Raw genomic sequence first — 11385 nt, 5'->3', positions numbered from 1 at the left:
GCGCCACGAATGGCCTCTTTGATGTCGGTTCGGGTGTCCCCGCGACGGAGCCGGCGCCGGTGGTCGTAGAACGTCGATTTGGGGAGGTGCGCGATCTGCAGCAAGAGTGCCAGCGGAAATTGCGCCTTGAGATCGTCGACAGCTTGAACTTTCGCCCGTCGTTCCTGCGACCTCAAGGCCCGCAATCTTCCCAAGTACGCGACTTCGGCGCGAAGTCGTTCGTTCTCGGTGCGCAGTGTCTCGAGCTCGCTTTTCGTCAGGGGAATCCCCGCGATCGGTTGGAGGCCTGCCGCGCCTCTTCGGGCGTAACCCGTCTTCTCCGTCGCGTCGGTAGATGACAGTCCAGTTCGCTACCGTTGTGGGCGAGGGTAAGTCGTACTCTTCGGCCAGAGCCCTTCCGGACTCTCCGTTGACGTGGCGACGCACGATCTCGAGTTTGGTCTCGAAGTCGTACTGTCTTCGGTCTCTCGTCACCAGCGCACCTGCTCTCCGTAGTTGCCATCGTTGATACAACATTTGGACAGGGTTCTGGGCGAGGTCAAGCGAAATGGCCACGGACTTGGCCGTGTAGCCCTGCTCGAACAGTTCGAGCGCCGACACGGCGTCGGTGTGGCTTAACGTGCTTTTCGAGTACATCTGACTACTCCCTGAAGAAGGATACCTAGATTCGGTGTCCAACTTTTGGGGTCCATTCCACTTCTGCGACAGTATTTTCCGAATGGCACTGACTTGTCTCGATACGATTGACGTGAAGTCGGTGCAGTAGCTGACGCACTCAACAATCTTCCTCGCAAAGCACTAAAATGGCGAACGCCAGCGGAAGTCCTTGGCGAACAAGTACACCCATCCACTGGGCGGTGTTGCGACGACCGGTTGAATTCGCTCATGTGATGTGCAAATGTGCGCAACAGGTCCTTGTCGACTGCGCGCCTCTTGAATCACCCGCTGGTCGCTGCGTTCGCTGAGATGCACGCAGAACCCCTCGGCTCGAATCCGTTTCTCGGACGTATGGCGGTGGCCTCGCAGATGAGTTTCTATATTTTCAATGCATCAAAGTCTCCGGACACTCCGGTGCGATTCACATTCCCCGCGATATTCATATTCGGAACCGGTCGTAGAAAGCGCCCCATGAACTGTCTTGCGGCGCCGCTTACAACCGACCTCATCCGCCATCTGTGTAGGTTCTGCGACTCGTCCGATTGAGTCTTTGCGATCAGGGGCTGCAGTCGCTGTGGTCACGGCTTTCGGGGGCCAGCTTTCGGGTGTGTAGCCGAGAAATGTTCTCCAGCATCCAGTTCGCTCGGTTTCGTTCTGATTCGTAGTACATTTGTGACCATTGCATCAGCAATGTCGGATACACACCCCCGAGCTCTTCGGCCGCGGCTTTGGTTTCGGCGATCGCACGGATCCGCATCGTCTCGGACTGGTTTCGATGCTCGGTGAGTGCTGCTTTCAGGCTCTCGGAGTCGGCGATGTGGCTGAGGTATATCCGGAGCATCACACCGTGTTTAAGGACCACAGATTCGACGGGGGAATCGTTTACCCAGGTTGCTACGGCGTTGGTTCCAGCTGGAGTGACCGCGTACATGCGTTTTCTCCGGGTGTTCTTTGTGATCACCAGGCGGGAGGTGGCGAAGCCGTGCGCTTCGAGATTTCGCAGTTCACTGTAGATATGGCTATAGGAAGGTGCCGAGTAGAAGAACTGTAGGTTTTGATCTGCACGTTTCTTGAGCTCGGGTCCGGAGACTTCGGGCTCGAAGGAGAGGAGGCCTAAGACGACCCAGCTTGTCGCAGACAAAGTGCTTCTCGCTGTGGATGTTTCGGCTCTTGCCATATTTAAACCTTCCTGCGGAACGTGAATTATTGTGCGAACCGAGAGTGCAAGTGCTTTCCCTCTTGTTCAACGTGGCCAGAAACCAAGTTCACGGACTCCGTCGAACCGAGTGCACATCAAAGTCTCCGGAAACCCCGGTGCAGTCCCCGTTAACAGGGCGGCGCCATCGTTTAGCGGCATTTTCGCCTTTCGATCTTGGCCCAGGAGTCATGCCGCGCCTTCAACTTCGGCAATCAATTTTTCGACAACACCCAAAATCGAAGTCCCGTTCTGCGGACCACAATAATTGGACAACATCACCGTGATCTCCCGCATCTGCGCCACGGTGAACTCACCGTTACTCAACGCACCTCGCAATTGCACATCCAGTAAATCTCCTCGTCCAGTCATCGCGGTCGCACCCAACACAAGCAACCGTCTATCGCGCAACGACAAGTGTGCCCGCCCCCACACTTCAGCAAAAAGATGCTCGACGGTGTCAACCAACGCTGGGACCACTGAATCTTGAGGAATCTGCGAACTGAAACCTGAACCATACACACGGTCCATCATCACCCGGCCACGCTCACCACGATCTACTGGCAACTCTTCAGGCAACTCACCCATGAGCACCGCGGCCATCCGAGGCCGCGTCACATCAACAATCGGAGTTTCGATTCCCGCTTCACCAGCAAACTGCTGCGCCGCGCCGAGATCTTTCTGAGCCAGCGCATCAATCGAAGCGACCACGTCATCCGAAAGCGACCTGCCCTCAACCCGCATCCGCAACATCGTCAGCGGATCAGTACCACCATCAGATCCCTCGTCGAAAACCTGCAACAAACGATCCAACGGCACCCCGCCAGCCGCCGCTATGGATGCCGCTTCCCGCACCGCAGCCCAGGATGAATACGTCAACGCATTACGCGCCAATTTGGTCACCATCCCAGCCCCCACATCACCGCAATGCACAACCGCTTTACCAAAATCCTCGAGCACCGGTGCCACCCTGGCAATGACCGCGTCGGGCCCCCCTACCATCACCACTAATCCATTGTCAGCGGCGCGCGCGCCGCCAGACACAGCCGCGTCTATGAGCACCACATCACGCTCAGCGCATAACGCCGCCAACTCACGTACAGACGGCAATGACACGGTGGACAGCACCACTACCACCAACCCTGGCCGGCCCACGGCCAGAACGCCATCGCGACCAATCAAAACCTCCCGGACCTGCTCGGCAGTAACCACAGCCACCAGCACGACGTCGCTAACCTGAGCGACCGCTCCTGGCGTATTTACCTGGGCAGGAACATCTTTCAATCCGACGGACGCGTCAGGGCGAATGTCAAACACTGTCGGAATCCGCCCGCGACGGGCCAAGCTCACAGCAACCCCAGCACCAATCGCCCCCAGGCCAATCACCCCGACCCGCAACGATTCATCCGAGTGCGCCGAAACATTTGAAGTCATGAGTTTTCAATTCTGTATGTAGGGTTCCGAACGTGTTCACACGAACGGGATGCCCGATTAGCTCCGATATGCAGCGATGTGGGGCCTTGTCGGTTTGCAGACCGTTCGTGAGTCTTTGCATTTAGTTCGGAGAGTCGTCTGCGCAGTCATCTCCCGATCCGCCCAATGGACGGATCGTCACTGGGCGGATCGGTGGAACTGTTCCGGACTATGCCTGGCGCAGGTTCAGACTTTGAAAGAGTGGGTCTTGAGATAGGAGCCGGCATCGACCCTCATTTGCATCCCGGTGACGTATCTGGATTCGTCTGAGGCAAGGAAGAGTACCGCGTTGCTGATGTCGACGGCGTCTACCCACGGGATGGGCATCGCCTGCTGGACGGGAAAGGCGAGCTTCGCGTCCTCTGCCGTGGGATTCTTCAGATCGGGCCGGAAAGTCCGGTACATGGGCTCCGACTGAAGCATATCCGTATCGCAATTTGTCGGATGCACGACATTCGCACGAATCATCCTCTGCGACAGTGCTCGTGCCAGTTCATGGATATAGTTGGACAACCCTATCTTCGCGACGGTGTAACCCTGGCCTCCGGGATCCGAACCGGGGTGGTCCATTTGCTCATTGGGCATGAACGCCGCCGCCGAACCTGTCGCGATGATAGACCCGCCATCACTCAGGTGAGGTAGCGACGCGTGGATCGCGTTGAGAACTCCGATCATGTTGGTGTCAATGACATCGACCCATGCCTGAATGTTGCCATCGGACAGTAACGGCGCGATGCCTGCCTGCGCGACTACCACGTCCAGTCGACCGAGTTCGGAAACGCCCGTCGCCAGTGCCGCCTGCAGTTGTGAACGTTCGCGGACATCGGCCTCGACGCTAACAATTCGACGATCGAGCTTCTCCACCAGGCGCGCGGTTTCGTCGAGGTCGTCACGGGTAGCAAGTGGATATGCGTTGCTGTCAATGTTCTGACAGATATCGACTGCGATGATGTCGGCGCCTTCTTCCGCAAGCCGGATCGCATGGCTGCGGCCCTGTCCGCGGGCGGCACCGGTGATGAATGCCACCTTTCCTTCAACTCTTCCCATTACGGAACCTTTCTCTTTCATTTTTTTGCCAAAGTCGGATAGGCAATTGTTTTGACTTCCAAAAAGTCTTCAAGACCCTCGGTACCCCACTCGCGGCCGAGACCACTTTGCTTGTAGCCTCCGAACGGCACGCTCGAATGGAACGCCGCAGCACCGTTGATTCCGATAGACCCACTTCGGAGGCGCCGGGCGAGGCTCAGAGCGTGCTCGGCATCGTCGCTGTACACCGCGCCGGCAAGTCCGAATATCGTGTTGTTGGCAATCGCAATCGCGTCCTCTTCGTCTTTGTAGGTCAGGACGGTGAGCAGCGGGCCGAAAACTTCTTCCTGAGGGATCGTCGACATCGGATCGACGTCCGTTATGAGAGTCGGTTCGACCCAGTAGCCTTTCTCGAATCGGTCCGTCCTCTGTCCGCCGAGGATTACGCGGCTCGTCTCGTTCGCAATCTCGTAGTAGCGCAACACCGACTCGTGCTGGCGGGCATTTGCTACAGGACCCATGATGTTGGCAGGATCCGTCGGATCTCCCCAAGGAATCATCCCCATGATTCCGGCGATTCTCTCCACAAGTTCGTCCTTGCGCTTCTCAGAGACCAAGGCCCTGGTGTAGATGGCACACCCCTGTCCAGCGTGGAAGCAGGTACCGGCGGCAAGTACCGGTGCGATTTTCTCGAAATCTGCGTCGTCGAGCAGAATTGCCGGCGATTTTCCACCGAGTTCGAGGGTGATCTTCTTCAGAGTCGGCGCGGCGGCGGCCATTATCTTGCGGCCGGTCGCAGTCGAACCTGTTAGGGAGATTGCGTCGACCGCCGGATGCGAAGTCAACACACTTGCAACTGAATTGTCGCTTGTGGTAACGACATTGAATACACCAGCTGGGATGTCGGTGTACTTGTGGGCGATCTCGCCGAGGACCAATGCACTGAAGGCGGTGTCTGGCGCAGGTTTAAGCACCACGGTACAACCAGCAGCCAACGCAGCCGCAGTCTTGGCGATGTTCAGGTACAACGGCACATTCCATGGCGTGATGGCGACGACCACTCCGACCGCTTCCCTGCAGACCACTCGGTGTGACTGCGGCTCCTCGCTGCCGGGCGGTGGAACCATTCGATCCCATTGGTAGGACTCCAGCAGGTCGACGTAGTGGCTGATGTATCCAATGCACTCGTCGAGTTGGATGCCGTAGGTAGTCATGACCGGCGTGCCGACTTCGGCGACAAGCATCGGACGGATCGACTCAACCTCCTTCTGCAAACCCTGCTGCAGCTGGATGAGACACTCACGACGGAAGGCATGGTCGGTAGACCATGACGTGGTGTCGAAGGCCTTGCGGGCCGCGAGTATCGCGCGCTCGATATCGCCAGCATTCGCATCTGGCGCATGGCCTATCACTTCCTCGTTCGCGGGATTGATGTTCTCAAATACGCGGTCCGTAGTAGCGGTCACGAGGTTTCCGTCGATGAGCATCAGGTGATCTGGTCGAATCATTTGCAGTTCCAGTCGGCAGAGTGTTGATGGAGAATGTCATGGCCTGGGCGGCCTCGGAATTTTGAGATGGTGGTGCTTCAGGCACTAATATGGATGCCATCGAGCCCTTGCATGCTTGTGGGATTATTCGGGCAATGGGCACCGGTGACGCCGATGAGACCCGTTGCGGGGCTGACGTTGTCGACGACTTCGTTTGGCCGCCCCCGGGCGCAGTGGTCGTAGAGTGATTCGACGCCTGAAATTGGCTGGATCAACTGGAGCAGAGGTGGTCTCACGCACGTCCTCCTAGTTTCGTCAGTCGTCTCGGACGGACAGCGCGCGTTCGGGGCACGCCCCGGCGCCGCTTGCGGCGGCGGGGCGGAGGGCTTCGCCGATCACCGTTGAGTTGGGCAGGCAGTAGCCGTTGTCATCGAGGTCGTAGACTTCTGGTGCGGTTGCATTGCACAGTGCATGTCCAGCGCAGTGTTTGGCGTCCAGGTCGATCCGCGGCATCAGAGCTGTCCTTCTGCTACTTGCACTCGCTTACCCGGTGTGAACTTAATCGGTAGGTTTCGTGCCGCGTAGACGCTTCCCGCATCCTCGAAACGCACCACGTCGCCGTTCAACTCAAAGTCAGGGAGTCGCTCGATGATCTCTGTCATCATTTCCTGAAACATCATCCGCGCAATGTGTGACCCCATGCAACGATGGATTCCTACACCGAATGCGATCTGCTGCTTACTGTTCCGCCGGTGGAGGTCGATGGTGTCTGGGTCCTCGAACACTTCTGGATCCCGGTTGGCTGCTGCCCACATCAGCATGACCATGTCGCCGGCCTTGAGTTCTTGGCCGTGGAACTTCGCATCAGCCGGTACCGAACGGCCCAGTCCAATGGTCGGCGTGGAGTGTCGGAGAAACTCATCGGTCGCGGACTTGATGAGGTCAGGGTCCTCGATCAATTGCTCTCGTAATCCCGCTTGATTCGTGATCGAAAGTAGCGCGTTGCCGGTCAGTCCACTGGTTGTGTCCATTCCGCCCAGCATCATCATGAACGTATACATGGTGATCTGAGAGTCGTCTAGTGGCTGGCCGTGCAGTCGGCCCGCCGCGATCGCACCGAACAGGTCGCTTCCAAGCTCGCCGGACTCGCGCCGCATTCTGAGCTGATTGGCGATCTCAGTCTGTAACGCGAGTGCGGCTTCGGCTGCCGCAATCTCACTGTTCGCCACGTTATGGACAAAGGTGTGGACCCAGTCGACCCACGCCAGGTATTTCGACTCGTCGAGACCGAGCATGTGCAGGATCAATCTCGCGGGCAGGGGGTTCGTGAGTTCGACGACTATGTCGCACTCGCCGCGCTCGATGAACTCGTTCACCAATTCTGTTGCCATGGCACGTGCGCGCGGACGCAGGCGCTCGGAAACAGACGGAGCAAAGTGCCGCAAGGCGATCTGACGCCACTCCTTTGTGTCGGGTGGATTCGACTCGATGGGCGGAATCGGCATCGGGACAGCCGGAGCAGGCACCCCGATCGACGGGTAAGAGCTGAACGTTTCATCATCGCGTGCAGCGTTGAACACTGTCTGGTAGTCGAGAAGGGACCAGAATCCGCCGTACATTTCGGAGTGCTGTATCGGACAGGTTTCCCGCATCTCCGCCATCGTTTCGAAAGGCCGCGCCGAAAAGTTCTCTGAGTGGTGGTCGAAGTCCGGGAAAGCTTCATGGGGGCAGGAGGTGATGCCGGTGACGGAGGGTGCTTGCTGCTCGATCGTCATTTGAATTGGTACTCCCTCTCGCGGGGAAGATGAGTCGTAGTGACTTGGACTACGTAATAACGGGAACTGTAGCGCACACCACGCTTCGGTCGATAGTGTCTTGAGCAATTGGCCGCAACTGATCCGAAAGTGATGAAATGGAGAGATGACGGTCGATGAGAGCAGGGGACGTGCGTCGGCTTGGGGCGCGGACCTTCCTGCCAGTGAGGAACAGGCGCGCGAACGAATCATGCGTGCAGCCGAGCGATGCTATGCCGAAATGGGGCCGGCCCGTACCAAGATGACCCACATCGCCGCGGCAGCCGGCATTCACCGAACTACTATGTACAGTTATTTCCCTCACCGCGAGGCGGTTTTCGACGCGTGCTATATACGTGCTTCTCGAATGATTGCCGAAGCATCGGAGCAGTGTTGGGACTCTGATTTGCCGGTTCTGGAGCAGTTGGTTGAAGCCTGCGTCGAAGGACTGTCTATTGCACGAGAAATGCCTTCGATGCGAGTCCTCCTTGGACCTGAAGGCTTGCCACTTGCACACGCGGCGTCGACGTCCGAGGGGTGGCGCTCCGAGCTGTCGAAGGTTGTCGGAGATCGTCTGGCTGTGGGCGTGGCCACGGGCGAAGTGCGTTCAGACGTAGCGCCGAATGTTCTCGCCGATTGGGTGACACGTGTCTGCCTCGGACTCATTGACAGTCCGGTGAGCGCCGAAGATGGCGGCGACAGAATGATTCTGAAGCTGTTTCTCACTAGATCGTTGCGACCGTAACGAACGACTGTTGAAGTCGGTCGAAACCTAGTCCAGAAACGATTGATTGAGACCACCCGGTCCAAACTAGACCACCCAACCAAGATCGAATGGGCGATCTCCATGGAAGACTGGGCATTAATCAGGCACCTCCAACACAGCGACAAGCTGTCAAAACGTGTCATCGCCACCAAGCTCGGTGGCGCCCGTGACACCGTCGCCGAACGAATTCCGGAAAACTCGGGGTACATCAAAGTCTCCGGAACTCTGATGCGCATGCTGTGCTCCACCAACGTAATCGAGTCCTTGAAGGCCAGGTCGGTGGGAGCCGTATCGACTTCGCCTACGCTGTTTTCGATTGCCGGCGCAATTCCCTTCGTGTCAGGACAACACGTCTGCGATTGTACGGGCGGGCGCCGTGGTTCGGTCTGAACCAAAACAGCGGCGAATCTTGTTGGCATGAGCAGAGAACGAACACCTCACCGGAGAAGGGGATTCCGGCAGCATTCCAACTGCACACGGGTTGCTCTGTCGCGCCCGGATACTGATTCAGTGGCTCCTAAAGATTGAGGCTAATCGCGGAACAGCTCTGCCGTTGAGGTCCCCGATGCTTGCCGTCATCTAAGACTGTCGCTAGTGACCGCGATGTCACGCAGGTCGTTCCGCTCCCGGCCGCAAAAGTCATTCTTGGCGAATTGGCCGCCCGTGCGATTATATATTGTATACTATAATCCCAATCCGACTACGGAAGATGTGAATATGGCTAAGGGAATTTACTACGTGGAATCGCGTCCGGTGTCGCCGGAGATGGCGGCCGAGTACAACACTTGGTACAACGAGGTGCATCTGCCCGAGATTGTCGCCATCGATGGATTTCGCTCGGCCCGTCGACTCGCGCCTGTAGACGGTGTCGGTCCGTATGTCGCGCTGTACGAAATGGAAGGTGACGACCTCGAAGAAGTTCTCGCCAGGATGTTGTCGGTGGCAAATGACGGTGGCTTCGTGATGTCGGAGACGTTGCAGCTTGATCCGCCGCCGAGGATTCGCCTTCTCGAGGTGATCGCGGAGCATGATCCGGATGCGACGATGTTCCGGTAAACGTTGGTCGATTCTCCGCTGTCATCGTCACCGGGAACGCTTGAGGTCAAGCGAATAGTGGTGTCGCAAATCTGATGTGGTTCCTAATCGGGACTCTTTCAACGATTTTCAGTAAATCTGTGCCCGGACTTTCTTGCCCAGGTTGCGGCAGCGAGGTTTGCTCAAAAGCGCACATTGGCCCACAGAGGTTCGAACTGCCGAAACCGGAATCGCCAGGCGCAGCACAGAGCGCGGAAATATCCTGCGAAGATACTGAGAGTGGCATTTCGCTGCTCACAGTGAGGGCGGTTATGGGTTTCTCGGGAATATCATGCCTCAATCTAATGGCAGAACAGTCGGATTGGTCGACTGTGTGCGCGTTCCACTGCGACCCTGCCAGCTGACGGAATTCGACCTCCGGGAAGAATCGCATTCGCCTTCGGCAACACCCCCTGCTCACAGAACGACTCTTCCATCGAGGCCAAAGCCTCACGGACGGCGACCTCGAGCGCCTCAAGCATGACGGATGCCGCATGAGAGCCCCACACTGTTTCGCGTGACATGATCTCGTTTCCCTTCGTCTTTAGCGCCGGAGCGCAAAGCCTAAGTGCCGATCGACAATCGGGAAAGTCGTCAGCCCAACAGTTGGCCGATCACGGCGCTGCTCGCGCACCACGTCGATCAGCGACGACATCGCATCATGTACACCCGGATGGGCCGATCGAGAATCTCGCCGACATTAGCGAATAGTGAAATTTGCTTAGCGAAAAGAGTTAGCACTCGATGCGCATGAGTGCTAAATTCTGATGAGGCCTACGTCACAAACTAAATGCCCTCGCCCGAGTCGCGACAATCAGCCGCTCAAGCGGCCTCGACCACGCCGCGCGAATTCTTCGATCAAACTGACCGAAGACACCCCCAAGCAGGGAATGCCAACACTTGCCTGTCGACACGACTTCAACCACACGAAGGAGGAACGTGAGCACCACCGCCCCCCACAGCCCCCACACCGACAACCCCATGTGCACCTCCGTCGACGGCAACGAAACAGAAAAGCAACACCGCTCGCGATTACCCGCCGCGTCGATCGCCTTGGGGACACTGTCCATTGCGACGTTCTGGATAGTCGGGCTCGGCTTCGCACTGGGAATAACCGCGGCGGTCTGCGGCACTATCGCCACGTCACGGCCCACGGTTGCCGACAACGAAGCAGCATCGCTGCGGGCCTTACTCGGCATCGTTGCCGGCGCCGCAGGGATCACCGTTTCCACGGGCGCCGCCCTACTCCCCATGTTGGCACAACTGTGAACCGCACACATGGCTTCTCCAACTGCCATTGGCCTACGACTCCCGCAACCCGCCGATACTTTCGGTTGTCCTCGGGTCAGCGCTGCGACGGGGTCAATCACGATCTCAAGCCGATCTATACCGCCCTAACCGAGACGGCTGTGAACGACGGTCGAAACGTAGTTCTGGCCTCGCGCCGCGTGTCGTTCCGGCAGGACTGGAAGTAGACGGGAGATGATCGTTCTGGTGTTCTGAGAACTGTTGCGACCTGCGTGTCCTTCCTCCGTATCTGGCGGGTGTCGACATCGATTCGGTCGATGCGACCACAGGCGGAGTCCGTATTCGGGCGTCGCCGTTGTCGACTTCGGCGTACTCTCCGACGTGCAATGTTTCGTCACGACGAGTGCACATCCGCTACGAGCGCACGCTCGCAGACACGGCAATCGGAAACTAGTCCGGCCTCCTCGTCCCCGCAAGTGCAACGCTTCATCTGCGCAAACATCGATTGCAGCTGGGCAACGTTCGTCGAGCAGATCAAGGGCCTGACAAGTCGATACGTACGACGCACGCCGCTGCTAAGTCGGTTGGTGGATCCGCCCGGGATCGCTGGCGTCGGTGATGGTTGGAGGCTTCGCGCTGCTTCGGAAGGCAAGGTTCAGCGATCGT

At 57.9% G+C, this 11385-nt stretch carries 10 protein-coding genes and 1 pseudogene; 4 read left to right on the top strand and 7 right to left on the bottom strand.

Annotated elements, in window-relative coordinates; genetic code table 11:
- Positions 1 to 516, bottom strand: a 516-nt coding sequence (locus R4P64_RS34060) for a helix-turn-helix domain-containing protein (RefSeq protein WP_411742720.1), incomplete at its 3' end; no start/stop codon positions are given.
- A 180-nt stretch (positions 517 to 696) separates the two neighbouring features.
- Between R4P64_RS34060 and R4P64_RS29435 the strand changes: the two are divergent.
- A pseudogene (locus R4P64_RS29435) lies at positions 697 to 877 on the top strand (IS30 family transposase); the annotation flags it as partial.
- A 336-nt stretch (positions 878 to 1213) separates the two neighbouring features.
- Here R4P64_RS29435 and R4P64_RS29430 read toward each other — a convergent pair.
- The 6 genes from R4P64_RS29430 to R4P64_RS29405 all read right to left on the bottom strand — a co-directional run bounded on the left by R4P64_RS29430 (position 1214) and on the right by R4P64_RS29405 (position 7613).
- Positions 1214 to 1834, bottom strand: coding sequence for a PadR family transcriptional regulator (locus R4P64_RS29430; protein ID WP_317823701.1), 621 nt, complete (start codon positions 1832 to 1834; stop codon positions 1214 to 1216).
- A gap of 207 nt (positions 1835 to 2041) precedes the next feature.
- Positions 2042 to 3286, bottom strand: a complete 1245-nt coding sequence (locus R4P64_RS29425) for an NAD(P)-binding domain-containing protein (protein WP_317823700.1) — start codon at positions 3284 to 3286, stop codon at positions 2042 to 2044.
- 225 nt (positions 3287 to 3511) lie between these two features.
- Positions 3512 to 4372, bottom strand: a complete 861-nt coding sequence (locus R4P64_RS29420) for a mycofactocin-coupled SDR family oxidoreductase (RefSeq protein WP_317823699.1) — start codon at positions 4370 to 4372, stop codon at positions 3512 to 3514.
- A 17-nt stretch (positions 4373 to 4389) separates the two neighbouring features.
- Positions 4390 to 5859: an aldehyde dehydrogenase family protein gene (locus tag R4P64_RS29415; RefSeq protein ID WP_317823697.1), complete on the bottom strand. Its 1470-nt coding sequence runs from the start codon at positions 5857 to 5859 to the stop codon at positions 4390 to 4392.
- A gap of 294 nt (positions 5860 to 6153) precedes the next feature.
- Entirely contained in the window at positions 6154 to 6351 is a 198-nt protein-coding gene (locus R4P64_RS29410) for a ferredoxin (protein WP_317823696.1), read from the bottom strand.
- Entirely contained in the window at positions 6351 to 7613 is a 1263-nt protein-coding gene (locus R4P64_RS29405) for a cytochrome P450 (protein WP_317823695.1), read from the bottom strand. The genes R4P64_RS29410 and R4P64_RS29405 overlap by 1 nt, the downstream gene beginning before the upstream one ends.
- Positions 7614 to 7758: 145 nt before the next feature.
- On the opposite strand from R4P64_RS29405, the gene R4P64_RS29400 reads away from it, so the two are divergent.
- From R4P64_RS29400 to R4P64_RS29390, 3 genes are all read left to right on the top strand, one after another.
- Positions 7759 to 8376 carry a TetR/AcrR family transcriptional regulator gene (locus tag R4P64_RS29400; RefSeq protein WP_317823694.1) on the top strand — a complete coding sequence of 206 codons (618 nt, stop codon included), beginning with the start codon at positions 7759 to 7761 and terminating at the stop codon, positions 8374 to 8376.
- A gap of 738 nt (positions 8377 to 9114) precedes the next feature.
- Positions 9115 to 9453 (top strand): DUF4286 family protein, encoded by a 339-nt coding sequence (locus R4P64_RS29395; protein ID WP_317823693.1) that lies wholly within the window; start codon positions 9115 to 9117, stop codon positions 9451 to 9453.
- A 957-nt stretch (positions 9454 to 10410) separates the two neighbouring features.
- Positions 10411 to 10740, top strand: a complete 330-nt coding sequence (locus tag R4P64_RS29390; RefSeq protein ID WP_317823692.1) for a hypothetical protein — start codon at positions 10411 to 10413, stop codon at positions 10738 to 10740.
- Positions 10741 to 11385: the final 645 nt, after the last annotated feature.

Source organism: Rhodococcus sp. IEGM 1366 (assembly GCF_033142425.1).
In the GTDB taxonomy this organism is placed as follows: Bacteria; Actinomycetota; Actinomycetes; order Mycobacteriales; family Mycobacteriaceae; genus Rhodococcus_F; species Rhodococcus_F globerula.
The sequence above is the reverse complement of the archived record's forward strand: the minus strand, read 5'-3'. Positions and strand labels throughout refer to the sequence as shown.